Source organism: Hathewaya histolytica (assembly GCF_901482605.1).
Lineage (GTDB): Bacteria > Bacillota > Clostridia > Clostridiales > Clostridiaceae > Hathewaya > Hathewaya histolytica.
On the sequence record NZ_LR590481.1, the window covers coordinates 445445 to 462656 of the forward strand.

A 17212-nucleotide genomic window follows, 5' to 3' on the forward strand; every position below is an offset into this window, starting at 1 on the left:
TAAAATTCACTTTGCAAAAGGAGTTGAATATGCAAGGAAAAACTCATGCTACTATAGGAGCAGCAAGTTATGTATTTTTTTGTAGTAAATTTCCCGGGAAATTTGAAGTAATAGGTCTAATAATAACAGTAATATCTGCATTATTACCAGATATAGATCATCCTAAAAGTATATTAAATAAGTACATACTTCCTATAAAGAATGAAAGTACTAAAAGAACTTTCTATGCTTGCATAGGTATTATTATATTATGGATAGATTATATATATCTGAAGGATTTAGCTATTAAAGCTGTAGGATTTTCTTTTATAGCTATAGCATTAAATTCACATAGAAATGGATTTTCTCACAGTTTTTTAGGGTTTTTAATATTTAGTCTCGTAGCAAGTATGCTAGAGGGGAAATTATCAAGACCCTATTTAACTTTTTATATAGTAATTGGATATGGGGGACATTTGCTTTGTGATATGTTTACTAAAGCAGGAATTCCCCTGTTTTATCCTGTAAGTAGAACAAAGGTTAAATTTCCTATAAGTTATGCTGTAAATTCTAAGGTAGGAAGAATAATTGAGAGCATAATAAGTAGTATAGCACTTTTATATATCGTATATGCGTTAATGCCTTGGGAGGTGTTACCTATAAAATTTAGGTAATATTAAATAAAAGAGGTGATAAAGGGTGTTTGATTTTGAGTACCATCTAAAAAATCTTCCTGATAAGCCAGGAGTTTATTTAATGAAAAATAGGTTAGGAGAAGTAATTTACGTAGGAAAGGCGAAAGTCCTTAAAAATAGAGTAAGGCAATATTTTCAGAAATCTAAAAATCATTCAGAAAAAGTAAAAGTAATGGTAAAAAATATTACTGAATTTGAGTATATAATAACAGATTCTGAGATGGAAGCTCTAATATTGGAATGTAATTTAATTAAAAAGTATAGTCCTAGATATAATATACTTTTAAAAGATGATAAGTATTATCCCTTTATTAAAATAACTATAAAAGAGGATTTTCCAAGAGTTTTTGTAACACGAAATTATGTAAATGATGGTTCTAAATATTTTGGACCTTATCCTGACTCAGGGTCAGTATACCAAGTAATTGATCTTATAAAGAAAATTTTTCCTATAAGGACTTGCAAACTCTCTATAAAAGAAGGAGGAAAGACTGTAAAACCTTGTCTAAATTATCATATAGGTAAATGTAATGCACCTTGTGCAGCTTATGTAAATAAAGAAGAATATGGCAGGTTAATATCTCACATAATAGATATTTTAACTGGTAAAGATAAGACTATAATAAATTCCTTAAAGGCCGAAATGGAAAGGGCATCTGAAGAATTAAATTTTGAGAGAGCTGCTTTGTTAAGAGATAAGATTAAAGCTATAGAGGTAATAATAGAAAAACAAAAAATTGTTATTAATAATTTTAATAATGAAGACTATATAAACTTGTATAAGGATGAAAAGGATACTTGTGTTCAGATATTTTTCCTAAGAGATGGAAAAATCACGGGAAGGGAAAATTTCACCTTAGAAAATACGTCAGATATACCTAATGGAGAAGTTATAAGAGATTTTATAAAGTCATTTTATAGTGGAACGGCTTTTATACCTAAAACTATATATGTACCATTTATGGAGGAACAAGAACTAACTTCGGAATGGCTTAGCTTAAAATCTCAAAATAAAGTTGTTATAAAGATACCACAGATAGGTGAAAAGAGAAAAATCTTAGATTTAGTAGAAAATAACGCTAAGCTTACCCTCCAAACATTTAAACAAAAGATATTGGAAGAAAAAGAGTTAGAGAGAATTGCCATAGAGGAGCTTGCAAATATGCTTGGTCTAGAAAATAAGGTTCAAAGAATAGAAGCCTATGATATATCTAATCTTATGGGAATGGATTCCGTTGGAACTATGGTAGTTTTTGAAAGGGGAAAACCTAAAAATAGTGATTACAGGAGATTTAAAATAAAAACTGTAGAAGGCCCAAATGATTATGATAGTATGAAAGAAGTTTTATACAGGAGATTTTCACACGGACTAGATGAAATAAGAAAAATAACAAAGAGAGAGATTAATTTTACTGAAGGTAAATTTAGTGTCTTTCCAGATTTGATACTTATGGATGGTGGAAAAGGCCAGATAAATGCAGCTTTAGAAGTTTTAAATAAATTAAATGTAAGTATACCTGTTTGTGGTATGGTTAAAGATGATAATCATAGAACTAGAGGACTTATATATAATAATGAAGAACTACTTATAAAGAAGAATTCACAACTTATGCACTTAATAACTAGAATACAAGATGAAGTTCATAGGTTCGCCATAACATATCATAGAAGCTTAAGAGATAAGAGAACGCTTCATTCTATTCTAGAAAATATACCTAATATAGGACAAAAAAGAAGAATGGAGCTCTTAAAAAAGTTTGGAAGTGTAGAAAATATAAAAAAAGCTTCAATAGAGGAAATTATGGATACAAAGGCAATAAGTAAAACAGCGGCAGAAAGCATAATAGAATATTTTCATGGTGCAAATAAAAAGTAAATATTTGGTTACAAACTAACACAATAATTGCACATAAAAAATAAAGTGATATAATTAATATATAATTTTATTGTTAATAATAATTATTAGTTACTTTAAATTACAAAAATTAGACAGTAAACACTTAACAGAAGATGAACCCATAATAAAATTTGGAGGAAATATATGAAAAAGTTTGTTGTAGATACGCATACACACAGTATTGTAAGTGGGCATGCATATAGTACATTAATGGAAAATATTAAAGTAGCAGCTAAAAAAGGAATTAAAGTTTTAGCTACTACAGAACATGGACCTAAATTAGTAGGTGCACCACATGAGAGTTATTTTGGCAATATGAGGGTACTTCCTAGAGTTATAGATGGTGTTACCATATTAAGAGGTTGTGAAGTTAATATAATGAATAGTAACGGAGATATTGATATATCAGAATGGGTACAAGAAAATTTAGATTTAGTTATAGCAAGTCTTCATCAAAGTTGTATAAAACCAAGCACTAAAGAAGAAAATACAAGGGCTCTTTTAAATGTTATGGAAAATCCTAATGTTCATATTATAGGGCATACAGGAAATCCAGCATATCCTATATACGAGGAAGAGGTAGTAAAAAAGGCAAAAGAAAAAGATATTTTAATAGAAATTAATAATAGTTCTTTTGTAAGATCTAGAACAGGAAGTGCACCTAATTGTATCAAAATAGCCAAATTGTGTAAGGATTATGGAGTTAGAATGGCAGCTGGTACGGATTCCCATTTTTGTTCTCATATAGGTGATTTTGAAGAGGTAAGAAAAGTATTAGAGGCTATAAAAATGCCAGATGAACTAATCATTAACACTAAGGAAGATAAGATCATAAGATATTTAAAGGGAAAAGGAAAATTAAAAGATATAAGTATTGATAAATCTACACAATACACTTATACTTATAATGACAAAAAATATTTAAGCAATATATAAAAAATTAATTTTAAGGAGTAAAAGATGTATCAAATGAATGGTTTCTTAAGTGAACTTCATAAAATATTAAGCGATGATAACATTCAATTTGAAGCACCTATGAGAGAACATACAACTTTTAAGTTGGGTGGAAAAGCTGACATACTTGTAACTCCAAAAAACTATGAAGAACTTGTGAGTATATTAAAACTTTGTAAAAGAGAAAATGTGTATTATTATATCTTAGGTAAAGGTTCTAATATCATCGTTAAAGATGGTGGCATAAGGGGAGTAGTAGTAAAACTTTCAAAGTTACAAGAGGTAAAATTAATTGAAAATGAAGCCATAGTAGCACAATCAGGTGCAGGGTTAATTGATGTATCTCTATATTCAGCAAAATATGATTTAACTGGATTAGAGTTTGCATCTGGTATACCAGGTAGTGTTGGTGGTGCAGTAGCTATGAATGCTGGGGCATATGGTGGAGAAATTTGTCAAGTGCTTAAAAGTGTTCTAGTCATAGATGATGATTTAGAGATTAAAGAACTTAAGTTAGACGATATGGATTTCTCATATAGAAATAGTGTTGTACTTAAAAAGGGATATATAGTATTAGAGGCCACTTTTAAACTTAAAAAAGGCAACCATGAGGAAATTCAAGAAGTTATCCATGATTTAACAAGAAGAAGGGTTGAAAAACAACCTTTAGAAAAAGCATCAGCAGGAAGTACTTTTAAAAGGCCGGAAGGATACTTCGCAGGAAAGTTAATCCAAGATTGTGGTTTAAAAGGATTTAAAATTGGAGAAGCGCAGGTATCTGAAAAACATTCAGGATTTGTGGTGAATAACGGTAAAGCTACAGCTGAGGACGTTTTAGGGTTGATTAAACATGTACAAGATACTGTATATAAGAAGTTTAATGTGAAACTTGAAACTGAAGTTAGAATTATTGGAGAAGATTAAAAAAAGAGGATAGTCTGCGGACTATCCTCTAATTAGTTTGTAATAAAAAATATTGTTATAAACCTTGTAAAGAAGTGTTCCTATGATATAATTATGATAAAATATAAGCTTTCAATATTAAGTGTAGCTTATATCACTATGTTAGGGGGGATAAGTATGAATTTTGTAATAGTTAGTGGTTTATCAGGAGCTGGAAAAACACAGGCCATGAGGGCTTTAGAAGATTTAGGATATTTCTGCGTGGATAATTTACCTCCTACATTAATACCTAAGTTCGCAGAAGCTTGTGGAAGAGGATCTGCTAAAGTACAAAAAATTGCTCTTGCTATAGATATTAGAGGAGGAGAATTTTTCGAAGATATATATGAAAGTTTTAATTACCTAACAGAGAATGAATATAATTATGAAGTATTATTTTTAGAAGCTAATGATGATATCTTAGTAAAGCGATATAAGGAAAGTAGAAGAAAGCATCCTTTGGCTCCAGATGGAAGAATACTAACAGGTATAACATCTGAAAGGGAAAAATTAAGAAAAGTTAGAGATAAAGCTAATAATATCATAAATACCACAAAGCTTTCCACAAGGGCACTTAGGGAAAAAATAACGCAAATTTATGAAGAAGAAGGACAACTAGAGACAGAAATAATAGTAACGGTTTTGTCTTTCGGTTTTAAATATGGTATCCCAGTAGATTCAGACTTGGTATTTGATGTAAGATTTTTACCAAATCCTTTTTATATAAATTCTTTAAAGCCTTACTCAGGATTGGATTCTCAGGTTAGGGATTATGTATTTGAATTTGAAGAGACAAATAAGTTTGTTGAGAAATTAGTAGATATGTTACAGTTCCTAATACCAAACTATAAAAAAGAAGGGAAAAGGCAACTTATTGTATCTATAGGATGTACAGGAGGAAGACATAGATCTGTGGCTATTACAAATAGAATTTATGAGCTTCTAGGTGAAAAGGGATTTAAGACTAATATTGATCATAGAGATATAAATGAAGATGCTAATAGAGGAGTATTAAAGCTATGAAGCTGAAGTTTTGGCTAAAAGAAAAAACAGGAATAAAACGTTGGCTCTTTTTAGGGATCATAGGAGTTATCATCATAATTCTTGGAATTTCGAGAGCAATAATGATAGGACTTACAGACTTGCATAATATATATTTGTATACGGGAATAATATCTTTTGGTATATTCTGTGTATTTCTTTCTGTTATAAAAGGTTTGGATGCAGTTTTAACTTTTATAAATAGGGAATGCGATAACGTTACATTTGATTCTAAAGAGATTGCAGATATGATATATGAAAAAAGGTTTCTTGTAAGGGGGCCTAAGGTTGTAGTCATTGGTGGAGGAACAGGACTATCGAATCTTCTAAGAGGTCTTAAAAGATTTACATCCAATATTACAGCTATAGTAACAGTTGCAGATGATGGTGGTGGTTCTGGGGTTTTAAGAGATGACCTTGGAATGCTTCCACCAGGTGATATAAGAAATTGTATATTAGCTTTAGCGCATACTGAGCCAGTAATGGAAGAATTATTACAGTATAGATTTACTGATGGTAGACTGAAGGGGCAAAGCTTTGGAAACTTATTTTTAGCTGCTATGGATGGAATTTCAGAGAATTTTATGGAAGCAGTTCAAAAGGTAAGTTCTGTTCTTGCGGTTACAGGTAAGGTTCTACCTGTGACATTAAAAGATGTAACATTAAAAGCTAGACTTAATAATGGAAATATAATTGAAGGGGAATCTAACATACCAAAAGAAGCCATAAAGCAAAATTCAAATATAGAAAGAGTTTTTATAGAACCTAGAGATGCAAGGGCATTAAGGGAGGCGGTTTTAGCAATAAAGGATGCTGATGCCATAATATTTGGTCCGGGAAGCCTATATACTAGTATAATTCCTAATCTTTTAGTTAAAGAAATAAAAGAAGAGGTACATAAATCTTCTGCCATAAAAATATATGTATCTAACTTAATGACACAAAAAGGTGAAACTGATGATTATACGGTAAAAGATCATATAAAAGCTATTTATAATCATGCAGGTAAGGGTATAATAGATTATGCAATTGTAAATAAAGGCACAGTTGATAATGATTTAGAAGAAAAGTATAAGAAAAAAGGTGCTACCTTAGTTAAGGTAGATAAAGAAGAAATAGAGAAACTTAAAATAAAAGTCATAGAGGCAAATTTAGTTAAAGTAAAAGGTGGATATATAAGGCATGACACTGTAAGAATGTGTCGTATTATAATAAAGACTATAATGGAAAAGAAATTATGCTATGACCGGAAAACTATGATGGAATATTTCTATGTTTTAAATCGGCTTAGAAAAAAATAATAAAATTATTAAGTTAGGAGTTGAGCCATGTCATTTTCAGCAAAAGTTAAAAGTGAAGTTTGTAGAATAACTGATATTTCAAAGGAAGAGGCAAGGTCATTAGTATCCGCCATAATGAAAGTTAGTGGCTCTATATCAATAGGAGCTAATAGGCAAGTAAGTTTTAAAGTTACTACAGAAAATGCAGCTATAGCTAGACTTACATTTAAAATTTTGAAAGAACATTTTCAAATTCATACAAGGCTTCTAGTTAGACGTAGTAATTCATTAAAAAAGAATAATGTATATATGGTTATAATAACAGAAGACATGAATCTAAGAGAGTTTTTAAGTTATATAAAAATACTTGATAAAGAGGATGATATACTATCTTTAAACTATAGTATACCAAAAGAGTTAATAGATACAGACTTAACTAGAAAAGCGTATATTAGAGGAGCTTTCCTAGGTGGTGGAAGCATTAGTAATCCAGAAAAAACGTATCATCTTGAATTTGTGACTCATAACCAAGGATACGCTAATGAACTTAGCAAAGTTATAAACACTTATGGATTAAATTCTAAAGTAATTCAAAGAAAAAGTAGTTTTGTAATATACATAAAAGAAAGTGAACAAATAGTAGATATTTTAAATATAATAGGGGCTCATAGTAATCTTTTATATTTAGAAAATGTTAGAATAATGAAAGAAATGAGAAATAATGTAAATAGACTTGTAAATTGTGAAACTGCAAATTTAAGCAAAACTGTTAATGCTGCAGTGCGTCAAATAGAAAGTATAAAGCTTATAGAAAGTCAAATAGGATTACAAAGATTACCTCAAAATCTAAGAGAAGTTGCAGAACTTAGGATAAAATATCCAGATGAGTCTTTAAAAGACTTGGGAATGATGCTAGATCCACCAGTAGGGAAATCTGGGGTAAACCATAGGTTACGTAGAATTGAAAAAATAGCTAGTGAGCTACAAAAAGATAAATAATAAAAAAAGCTATGTTTTAGATTTTGATGTCTAAAACATAGCTTTTTTTATATATAGCGTAAAATATGGTTAAATGTTGCAAATGATACATAAATAATGTAAAATAGGGAATGTAATACATATCAAAAAATGGAATAAGGAAGGGGAATAAAAATGGGTATTAAAAATGTATTTGGAAAATCACTTTTAGCATTGACAGTATCAACCTTAATTTTAGGTTATTCAAGTCAAAGTACACTAGCAGATTCTAGTGAGGGATTCAACTATAATAAAGGCTCAGATGGATGGTGGGGGGTATCCCAAGGATATGATGCAAACAAAACATCAGGAAGAGTGGTAAATGGAGATTTTGATGGAGATGGAAAAGAGGATATAGCTACATTCTATGATTATGATGGTGGGACAAGGATTCACGTATGGAGTTCCTCAGGAAATAACTTTAATTATAGCAATGGTCCAGATGGATGGTGGAGAGTAGACGGAGGCTATAATGCAAAGAAAATAGCATCAAGAGTAGTAAGTGGGGATTTTAATGGGGATGGAAAAGATGATATAGCAGCATTCTATGATTATGATGGAGCCACTAAGATTCATGTATGGACATCCTCAGGAAATAAGTTTAATTATAGTAACGGTGCAAATGGATGGTGGGGAGTATCTGGAGGATATGATGCAAATAAAATAACGGGAAGAGTAGTATGTGGAGATTTCAATGGAGATGGAAAAGATGACATAGCAGCATTCCATGATTATGGCGGGGGAACTAAGATTCATGTGTGGACATCCTCAGGAAATAAGTTTAATTATAGTAACGGTGCAAATGGATGGTGGGGAGTATCTGGAGGATATGATGCAAATAAAATAACGGGAAGAGTAGTATGTGGAGATTTCAATGGAGATGGAAAAGATGATATAGCGGCATTCCACGATTATGGTGGAGGAACTAAAATGCACGTATGGACATCCTCAGGAAATAAGTTTAATTATAGTAACGGTGCAAATGGATGGTGGGGAGTATCTGGAGGATATGATGCAAATAAGATAAAAGGAAGAGTAGTAAGTGGAGACTTTAATGGAGATGGAAAAGATGATGTAGCAGCATTCTATGATTATGGTGGAGGAACTAAAATTCATGTATGGACATCCTCAGGAAATAAGTTTAATTATAGTAATGGTGCAAATGGATGGTGGGGAGTAGAGAGAGGATATGATGCAAATAGAATAACAGGAAGAGTAGTAAGTGGAGATTTTAATGGAGATGGGACCTGTGATATAGTAGCAATGCATTCTTATTCTCCAGGAACAACAAAAATACATGTATGGACCAGTAAAGGTAATTCAAGACAAAATCAAGTTGTACAGTATGCGAAGAAATTTTTAGGAAGACCATATGCTTGGGGAGGAAATGGTCCTGATAGATTTGATTGTTCAGGATTGGTTAAATACGTATATGGACATTTTAATATTAATTTACCAAGAACATCAGAACAACAAGTAAATTGTGGAACGCATGTAAGTAGAAATAATTTAAGACCAGGAGATTTAGTATTTTTCCGTTCAGCAGGACACGTAGGAATATATATAGGCAATAATGAATATATACATGCACCTAGCACAGGAGATGTTGTTAAAATATCTAATCTAGATGGTAGAAGGGATTATTATACAGCTAGAAGAATACTAAATTAAATTAAAAATAACCAGTAGAAATAATGAATTTTTACTGGTTATTTTTATTTAATAAATTAATATTCCTATAATAGCTGAAATAAAAGTTAGTAGTATTGGATTAAGCTTGAATTTATAAGATGCCACTAGTGCACCTAGAAATATTAATACACTTTTGTAATCTATAAAGGAAGAATCTGCTATTAATAGTGCAGCAGCGGCAATTAAGCCTATAGCAGTAGGTCTTAGGCCTTTGAAAGCTTTTTCTACGTATTCATTATTTTTAAAAGTGAAAAAGAACTTACAAAATATAATCATTATTATTGTCGAAGGTATTATTACACCTAAAGTAGCAGCTATAGAACCTAATACACCACCAGCTTTATATCCTACATATGTTGCTGAATTTATAGCTATAGGGCCTGGGGTAACTTGAGATATAGCTACTAAGTCTATGAATTCGCTATTACTTAACCAGTGATTTACATTTATAACTTCTTGTTGAATTAATGGAAGCATAGCATAGCCACCACCAAAACTAAATAAACCTATCTTAAAGAAGGTTAGAAAAATAGTAAATAGAATCATTTTACTTTACCTCCTTATACTTAAAAAATATTATGCCCACTATAGCAGAAAATACAATTATTATAATAGGATTAATTTTAATCACATATACTAAGAATATTACCAATAAAACTATGGGGATATAGGCTTTAGGTGATTTAGAATTCTTAATCATGTTAATCACAGGAACAACAATTAAAGAGACTACAGCAGGTCTTATCCCAAGAAAAGCTTTCTTAACTAGAGGATAGCTTTGAAAGTCAGTGAATACGGAAACAATAGCAAGTATAATTAAAAAAGCAGGAAGTATAGAACCAAGAATGGTAACTATGCATCCTATGAAACCAGAAACTTTATAACCTACAAATACGGATACATTAACTGCTATGGGACCAGGAGAAGATTGTGCTAAAGCTAACATATCTATAAATTCATCTTGTTCTATCCACTTTTTATTATGTACTACTTCTTTCTCTATTAAAGGAACCATGGCATAGCCACCACCTAAGGTAAAGGCTCCTATTTTAAAGAAGGTTAAAAACATATCTAGGTATTTTTTCATTTTAATCACCTTATTTTAAATTATATAGTTAGTCTATTATTAATATTATAAAGTAAAACAGAGTTTATCTCTATAACTAAAGGGATAAACTCTGTTTCAATACTTTCATTGTCTATATATGCTATTTAAAATCTTTTTCAAATTCATTAATACATTCATTTAGTACAGTAACTGTGTAAGCAGAAGATGGTCCACCACCAAAAGCAATAGCAACCATAGCTGCTTCTATAATTTCTTCTTTTGAACAACCTGCCTTTAAAGAATTATATACATGAGATACTATACAGTATTCACAACGGCTATATACAGCAATACCAATACTAATTAACTCTTTTGTTTTTAAATTGACATTTCCATCTTTAAAAACAGAACCTATAAAGTTGCCAAAATTTTTCATTTGATTTGGTACTGAAGTGAAAATTTCACCTTGACCTTTTTTTATCTCATTTAGTATCTCTCTTGGATTTTTATTCATAAGGTTTACCTCCTAAAAATTACTGACTTTTTATAAGATTATAACAAGTGAGAATTTTTAAATCAATGAATTTAATCCTTTGACAGGAGAATAGTTCATCGATTTTATCTATAAAAGTAGTTTAATCAATTAAGTTATGTTATAAGAAGTTAAATTTGACTAATTATATATTATTAAACTTCATCTTTATGTGGAATCTGCTTAAATCCATCTAAAGATTCCTCGTCACATGAATCAGTACAGCATTTTTTACAACGTTTTGTACTGTAAAATAAATATGCTACAGAAGTAGCTAATAAAGCTAGTTTTTTCATAGTCTTTTTTTTCATAAAAAGTCCTCCTTAGAAATATTAAATAAATATAAATCATCTTTGTATAATAGTATTAGCATATCTTTTCTTAATAACATTATACATTATAAATCTGTATATTACTTCAAAATTGTTTAAAATATACATTTTGTTTTAAATTTGTTTTAAATTTAGATAATAAAAAAGAGAACTTACAAATATAAAGTTCTCTTTTCGTAGGGTTTTAGGGTAATATGTTTTTAAATTTATTTGAAATATCTATTTAATAATCCTTTGAAAGCCATTCCATGTCTAGCTTCATCTTTACACATTTCATGAACTGTATCATGGATTGCATCGTAGTTTAATTTCTTAGCTAAAGTAGCTAAATCTTTTTTACCTTGGCAAGCTCCATGCTCAGCATCTACTCTCATTTGTAGGTTTGTCTTAGTATCAGCTACAACAACTTCACCTAATAATTCAGCAAATTTAGCAGCATGTTCAGCTTCTTCGAAAGCTATTCTCTTGTAAGCTTCAGCAACTTCTGGATATCCTTCTCTATCAGCTTGACGGCTCATAGCTAGGTACATTCCAACTTCTGTACATTCACCAGTGAAGTTTGCTCTTAATCCTTCTATAACTTCCTTGTCCACATCTTTTGCTACACCTATTATATGCTCATCAGCCCAAGCCATGTTTTCATCATTTTTTTCTACGAATTTGTCACTTGGTGCCTTACAAACTGGACAAACTTCTGGTGCTGCTTCCCCTTCAAATATGTATCCGCATACTGTACAAACAAATTTTTTCATATATAATTCCTCCTAAATTAGATAATTTATTATTAACTGGTAGATTAATCATTTAACAATTACTATTATACAATAATTATTATTTTTATCAAGTGTTTTTTTGAAAAATATAAAATTTTTTTAAATTACGTTAAAACCGTTGAAATTACTAGGGTGAATTTTAAATACATGAATGAAACTTATTATCAATTAATAATAAGGAGCAATTAAAAAACAATAAATTTGACAAATTTATTAGTAAAAATTAAACTTTAAATATATAATTAGAATAGCAAAAGAGGAGTGAGTATGCAATGAAAAATCAATTTAAAAGACTTCCTATTATTATCGATACAGATCCAGGAATTGATGATGCTTTTACTATTATGTTTGCATTAGGAAGAGAGGAACTAGACGTTAAAGCTATAACTACAGTTCATGGAAATAATACTATAGAACATACAACAGAGAATGCACTAAGATTAGTAAGTTATTTTAATAGACAAGATATTAAAGTAGCCAAAGGGGCCGCTTTACCTTTAAATCAACCATTACATATTGCAGATTTTGTTCATGGAGCAACTGGACTTGGGGATTTAGAACTTCCAGAAAGTAAAATTAATTTATATGAAAAGAATGCTTATGATACAATTTATGAAGTTGCTAAAAAAGAAGGTAAGATTACCATATTGGCTTTAGGACCTCTTACTAATATAGCTATGGCTTTAAGAATGTATCCAGATTTAAAAAATTATATAGAAAAGATAAGTTTAATGGGAGGGGCATGCTTTGGTGGAAATGTATCTCCTTGTGCAGAGGCTAATATAAATTCAGATCCAGAAGCTGCTAGTATTGTGTATAATTCAGGTATACCAATAGTTATGTCTGGACTTGATGTTACAATGAAGACTATGATATTAGATGAAGAGGCAAAAGTTATAAGGGAAATAAATTCTGATTTATCAAATACATTAATGAAACTTTATGATTTCTATTCAATTTTCCAAAAGGACGTTGTAGGTCTTGAAGGGGTAGTTATACATGATTTAAGTGCTGTAGTCTATTTAGTCTCACCAGATATATATAAAGGAAAGAATTGTAATGTTGAAATAGAATTAAAAGGGGAATTCACTAGAGGAAAAACAGTAGTGGATTATTCTAATAGCACAAATAAAGTTAAGAATGCAGAAGTTTTATTTGAAGTAGACAAAGAAAAGTTTGTATATGAATTAACAGAAACTATAAAAAAATTTAACCTAAAATAAAATTTTATATAAAAACAAGATTCTTTATATAATGATACACATTAGAGTATATATTATATGTTTTCAATGAATCTTGTTTTTTTATATTTATTAGAATATAAGTAATATGAATTTTTAAAGCAATTATATATACAACTTTTAGATATGTAATACATTTAAGCTTATTGTTAGGGGAAATATATATAAATGCAATAAATTTAGTTTTTATGTATAATATTAATAAGAAGAAAATTTAAATGTTAATAATATATAGAAAGGAGGGAGTTTGAGTATGGAAAACTTAGAACAGGTATGTGAGAAACGTGAAAAGGAAGATTTAGGGGAGTTTGTTCACTTACATACTCATACGGAGTATAGTCTTTTGGATGGGTCAGGAAAAATATCAAGAATAATTCAAAAGACTAAGGAACTTGGTATGAAGGCCATTTCAATAACAGATCATGGTTCTATGTTTGGATGTGTTCAGTTTTACAAAGAAGCTAAAGCCAACGGGATAAAGCCTATTATAGGGTGTGAGATATACATAGTTCCAAAGTCTATGTACATTAAAAATCCAGACAGAGAAAATGAAACCTATCATCTAGTTCTACTAGTTAAAAATGAACGGGGTTATGAAAACTTAATGAAAATAGTTAGTAAGGCATCTTTGGAAGGGTTCTACTACAAGCCTAGAATAGATCATGATTATTTAAAAGAACATAGTGAAGGGTTAGTAGCAACTAGTGCTTGTCTAGGTGGAGAAGTTCAGAAGAATTTACTTAATGGAAACATAGGTAAAGCTAAAGAAGCAGCCTTATTTTATAAAGAAGTATTTAAGGAAGATTTCTATTTAGAACTTCAATATCATGGTGTTCAAGATCAACTTAAAGTAAATGAAATGTTAGTTAAACTTTCAAAAGAAATAGATGTTCCTCTAGTATGTACAAATGACGTTCATTACATAAATAAAGAAGACTGGAAGGCTCATGATATACTCTTATGTATTCAAACAGGAAAAACCGTAGAAGAAGAAAATAGAATGAGATATCCATCAAAAGAGTTTTATTTAAAATCAGTAGAAGAAATGAAGGAGAATTTTGCATACATTCCTGAAGCTCTAGAAAATACAGTTAAAATAGCAGAGAAGTGTAATTTCGATTATGAATTCCATAAATCAAAACTCCCTAAGTTTCCATTAGATGAAGGGATAGACTCCTATGAATATTTAAGGAATCTATGCTACATGGGACTTAAAGAGAGATATAGTGATATTAATGATCAATTAAAAGAGAGATTAGAATACGAACTTAATATAATAAAGCAAATGGGATATATAGACTATTTCCTTATAGTTTGGGATTTTATAAGATATGCTACAGAAAGCGGGATCATGACGGGCCCGGGAAGAGGGTCAGGTGCCGGGTCTATGGTTGCATATACCTTAGGAATAACAAAAATAGATCCTATTAAGTATAACCTTATATTTGAAAGGTTTTTAAACCCAGAGAGAATATCTATGCCAGATATAGATAGTGACTTCTGTTATGAAAGAAGAGGGGAGGTTATAGATTATGTAGTTGATAAGTATGGCAAGGAGAATGTATCACAAATTATAACCTTTGGAACCATGGCACCTAGAGCTTGCATAAGGGACGTTGGAAGGGCTATGAATTATTCTTACTCAGAAGTAGATAGAATAGCTAAGATGATTCCTACAGTACTTAATATAACTATTGATAAAGCATTGGAACTAAATCCGGAACTTAAGAATGTTTATGAAGAAGAGGAAAGGGTGAAAGAACTAATAGATGTTGCTCGTTCTCTTGAAGGGTTACCAAGACATACCTCAACTCATGCAGCTGGAGTTGTTATAGCTTCAAAACCTTTAGTAAGTTATGTTCCATTATTTAAAAATGATGAGTCTATAGTTGCACAGTTTGATATGAATACCTTGGAGGAACTTGGACTTCTAAAGATGGATTTTCTGGGCTTAAGAACACTTACGGTTATTAGGGATACTGTGGATATAATAAAAAATACCAAGGGTATTGAAATTGATATAGATAATATTGACTATGACGATAAAAAGGTTTATGACATGATTGGAGAAGGAAAAACAGTAGGAGTTTTTCAGCTAGAGTCTCCGGGAATGACTAGTTTTATGAAGGAGTTAAAGCCAGATAGCCTAGAGGATATAATAGCTGGAATAAGCCTTTACAGACCAGGTCCTATGGCTGAAATTCCAAGATATTTAAAAAATAAAAGAGAACCTGAAAATATAAATTATGATACTCCAGAACTTGAAAATATTTTAGATGTTACTTATGGATGTATGGTTTATCAAGAGCAAGTTATGCAAATAGTAAGAGATCTTGCTGGATATTCCATGGGTAGAAGTGACCTTGTACGTCGTGCCATGTCAAAGAAAAAACATAAGGTCATGGAAGAAGAGAGAAAGAACTTTATATATGGAATTGTAGATGAAAATGGTGACACTATAGTTCCAGGGTGTATCAAAAATGGAATAAGTGAAAGCGTGGCAAATAAAATATATGATTCCATGATGGATTTTGCATCATATGCTTTTAATAAATCCCATGCTGCAGCTTATGCTGTGGTAGGATATCAGACAGCTTATTTAATGAGATACTACCCAACAGAATATATAGCAGCTATGCTAAATAGTTTTATGGGGAATAACGATAAAGCTTCTTTTTATATAAAATTTGCAGAGAAGCTAGGAATACAGGTATTACCACCAGATATAAATAAAAGTTATTCAAAATTTACTGTGGATAATGGTTGTATACGTTTTGGTATGTCAGCTATTAAAAATATAGGGATAAATGTAGTAGAAAATATAGTAAGAGCTAGAAATGAAAAAGGTGAATTCTTAGATCTTATGGATTTTTGTAATAAGATGGATCCATCAGCTATAAATAAAAGAGCAGTTGAAAGTCTTATTAAGGCTGGAGCTTTTGGTAAATTTGGAGTATTTAGATCTCAATTATTATCTATATATGAGAAGGTGTTAGATGGTGTATCTAATGAAAAAAAGAGAAATATAGACGGACAGATAAGCTTATTTGAATCATCATCTGAAACTTATAATAATATTAAAATTGAGTATCCTAATATTAGAGAATTTGAAAAAAAACATTTATTAATGATGGAAAAAGAAATGACAGGTATATATCTATCAGGACATCCTCTTGAGGAGTATGAAGAAAGTTTAAATTTATATACTAACACTAAGATTTCAGATATTTCAGTGGAAGCTAAGAGTTTAGAAGAAGATTTTAGTGAAATAGAAAGCATACTAAGAGTTAAGGATGGGGATAGAGTAATCATAGGTGGAATTATATCCAGTGCAAACAAAAAGGTTACTAGGAACAATGATTTTATGGCGTTTATAAATGTAGAGGATATGGAATCTAGTGTAGAATGTATAGTTTTCCCTAAAAGTTTTAATAGATATAGAGATTTAATCGAAGAAGATAATTTGGTGATTATAAAGGGAAGAATTAGTATAAAGGAAGAGGAAGAACCTAAGGTTATATGTGAGGACATCCAGCCTCTATTAAAGGTAAATAACGATAAGATATATATACTTGTAGAAAATCAGGAAGAAGTTAAAGATACCATAAGACAATTTAGACAAGAATTAAATATATATTTAGGGAATACACCCATATATCTTTGCACAAAAAATGATAGAAAGAAATTTATAATTGACAAGAACCTTTGGGTTAATGGAGAGATAGAAGTACTGAATTATTTAAAAAATAAATTCGGAGAAAGTAATGTTAAAGTCCTAAGCTAAAATTA

General features: G+C 30.3%; 15 protein-coding genes. 10 read left to right on the top strand and 5 right to left on the bottom strand.

The window, feature by feature from the left end; translation table 11 throughout:
* The first annotated feature begins 29 nt into the window (after positions 1–29).
* The 8 genes from FGL08_RS02080 (at position 30) to FGL08_RS02115 (ending at position 9476) form a co-directional block, all read left to right on the top strand.
* On the top strand, positions 30–653 hold the full coding sequence (locus FGL08_RS02080) for a metal-dependent hydrolase (RefSeq protein WP_138209232.1): 624 nt from the start codon (positions 30–32) through the stop codon (positions 651–653).
* Positions 654–678: 25 nt separating this feature from the next.
* Positions 679–2550, top strand: a complete 1872-nt coding sequence (gene uvrC / locus FGL08_RS02085; protein WP_138209233.1) for an excinuclease ABC subunit UvrC — start codon at positions 679–681, stop codon at positions 2548–2550.
* A 165-nt stretch (positions 2551–2715) separates the two neighbouring features.
* Positions 2716–3507 carry a phosphatase gene (locus FGL08_RS02090; RefSeq protein WP_138209234.1) on the top strand — a complete coding sequence of 264 codons (792 nt, stop codon included), beginning with the start codon at positions 2716–2718 and terminating at the stop codon, positions 3505–3507.
* 24 nt (positions 3508–3531) lie between these two features.
* Positions 3532–4449 carry a UDP-N-acetylmuramate dehydrogenase gene (gene murB, locus FGL08_RS02095; RefSeq protein WP_138209235.1) on the top strand — a complete coding sequence of 306 codons (918 nt, stop codon included), beginning with the start codon at positions 3532–3534 and terminating at the stop codon, positions 4447–4449.
* Between the two features lie 156 nt (positions 4450–4605).
* Positions 4606–5490 carry an RNase adapter RapZ gene (rapZ, locus tag FGL08_RS02100; protein WP_138209236.1) on the top strand — a complete coding sequence of 295 codons (885 nt, stop codon included), beginning with the start codon at positions 4606–4608 and terminating at the stop codon, positions 5488–5490.
* Positions 5487–6809 carry a gluconeogenesis morphogenetic factor MgfK gene (gene mgfK / locus FGL08_RS02105; RefSeq protein WP_138209237.1) on the top strand — a complete coding sequence of 441 codons (1323 nt, stop codon included), beginning with the start codon at positions 5487–5489 and terminating at the stop codon, positions 6807–6809. Before rapZ ends, mgfK begins: the two co-directional genes overlap by 4 nt.
* Positions 6810–6836: 27 nt before the next feature.
* On the top strand, positions 6837–7787 hold the full coding sequence (gene whiA / locus FGL08_RS02110; RefSeq protein ID WP_138209238.1) for a DNA-binding protein WhiA: 951 nt from the start codon (positions 6837–6839) through the stop codon (positions 7785–7787).
* A gap of 153 nt (positions 7788–7940) precedes the next feature.
* The gene (locus FGL08_RS02115; RefSeq protein WP_138209239.1) at positions 7941–9476 is read left to right on the top strand and encodes an NlpC/P60 family protein; all 1536 of its coding nucleotides are present in this window, start codon (positions 7941–7943) and stop codon (positions 9474–9476) included.
* A gap of 48 nt (positions 9477–9524) precedes the next feature.
* Here FGL08_RS02115 and FGL08_RS02120 read toward each other — a convergent pair whose 3' ends face one another.
* The 5 genes from FGL08_RS02120 to FGL08_RS02135 all read right to left on the bottom strand — a co-directional run bounded on the left by FGL08_RS02120 (position 9525) and on the right by FGL08_RS02135 (position 12161).
* Positions 9525–10043: a chromate transporter gene (locus FGL08_RS02120; protein WP_138209240.1), complete on the bottom strand. Its 519-nt coding sequence runs from the start codon at positions 10041–10043 to the stop codon at positions 9525–9527.
* A gap of 1 nt (position 10044) precedes the next feature.
* Positions 10045–10584, bottom strand: coding sequence for a chromate transporter (locus tag FGL08_RS02125; RefSeq protein WP_138209241.1), 540 nt, complete (start codon positions 10582–10584; stop codon positions 10045–10047).
* 121 nt (positions 10585–10705) lie between these two features.
* On the bottom strand, positions 10706–11059 hold the full coding sequence (locus tag FGL08_RS02130; protein WP_138209242.1) for a carboxymuconolactone decarboxylase family protein: 354 nt from the start codon (positions 11057–11059) through the stop codon (positions 10706–10708).
* Positions 11060–11232: 173 nt separating this feature from the next.
* Positions 11233–11388: a hypothetical protein gene (locus FGL08_RS13295; RefSeq protein WP_171011951.1), complete on the bottom strand. Its 156-nt coding sequence runs from the start codon at positions 11386–11388 to the stop codon at positions 11233–11235.
* Positions 11389–11615: 227 nt separating this feature from the next.
* Positions 11616–12161, bottom strand: a complete 546-nt coding sequence (locus tag FGL08_RS02135) for an NADH peroxidase (RefSeq protein WP_138209243.1) — start codon at positions 12159–12161, stop codon at positions 11616–11618.
* Between the two features lie 293 nt (positions 12162–12454).
* On the opposite strand from FGL08_RS02135, the gene FGL08_RS02140 reads away from it, so the two are divergent.
* Complete coding sequence (locus FGL08_RS02140; RefSeq protein WP_138209244.1) at positions 12455–13405, top strand: nucleoside hydrolase; 951 nt, start codon at positions 12455–12457, stop codon at positions 13403–13405.
* A 271-nt stretch (positions 13406–13676) separates the two neighbouring features.
* The gene (locus FGL08_RS02145) at positions 13677–17207 is read left to right on the top strand and encodes a DNA polymerase III subunit alpha (protein WP_138209245.1); all 3531 of its coding nucleotides are present in this window, start codon (positions 13677–13679) and stop codon (positions 17205–17207) included.
* The last annotated feature ends 5 nt before the right edge of the window (positions 17208–17212 follow it).

Bases quoted from the DNA above. Each gene is read 5' to 3' on its own strand.
- FGL08_RS02125 (WP_138209241.1), bottom strand. From the start codon at position 10,584: ATGAAAAAATACCTAGATATGTTTTTAACCTTCTTTAAAATAGGAGCC.
- FGL08_RS02135 (WP_138209243.1), bottom strand. From the start codon at position 12,161: ATGAAAAAATTTGTTTGTACAGTATGCGGATACATATTTGAAGGGGAA.
- FGL08_RS02080 (WP_138209232.1), top strand. From the start codon at position 30: ATGCAAGGAAAAACTCATGCTACTATAGGAGCAGCAAGTTATGTATTT.
- FGL08_RS02140 (WP_138209244.1), top strand. From the start codon at position 12,455: ATGAAAAATCAATTTAAAAGACTTCCTATTATTATCGATACAGATCCA.
- FGL08_RS02130 (WP_138209242.1), bottom strand. From the start codon at position 11,059: ATGAATAAAAATCCAAGAGAGATACTAAATGAGATAAAAAAAGGTCAA.
- FGL08_RS02120 (WP_138209240.1), bottom strand. From the start codon at position 10,043: ATGATTCTATTTACTATTTTTCTAACCTTCTTTAAGATAGGTTTATTT.
- murB (WP_138209235.1), top strand. From the start codon at position 3,532: ATGTATCAAATGAATGGTTTCTTAAGTGAACTTCATAAAATATTAAGC.
- rapZ (WP_138209236.1), top strand. From the start codon at position 4,606: ATGAATTTTGTAATAGTTAGTGGTTTATCAGGAGCTGGAAAAACACAG.
- FGL08_RS02145 (WP_138209245.1), top strand. From the start codon at position 13,677: ATGGAAAACTTAGAACAGGTATGTGAGAAACGTGAAAAGGAAGATTTA.
- FGL08_RS02115 (WP_138209239.1), top strand. From the start codon at position 7,941: ATGGGTATTAAAAATGTATTTGGAAAATCACTTTTAGCATTGACAGTA.
- mgfK (WP_138209237.1), top strand. From the start codon at position 5,487: ATGAAGCTGAAGTTTTGGCTAAAAGAAAAAACAGGAATAAAACGTTGG.
- whiA (WP_138209238.1), top strand. From the start codon at position 6,837: ATGTCATTTTCAGCAAAAGTTAAAAGTGAAGTTTGTAGAATAACTGAT.
- FGL08_RS13295 (WP_171011951.1), bottom strand. From the start codon at position 11,388: ATGAAAAAAAAGACTATGAAAAAACTAGCTTTATTAGCTACTTCTGTA.
- FGL08_RS02090 (WP_138209234.1), top strand. From the start codon at position 2,716: ATGAAAAAGTTTGTTGTAGATACGCATACACACAGTATTGTAAGTGGG.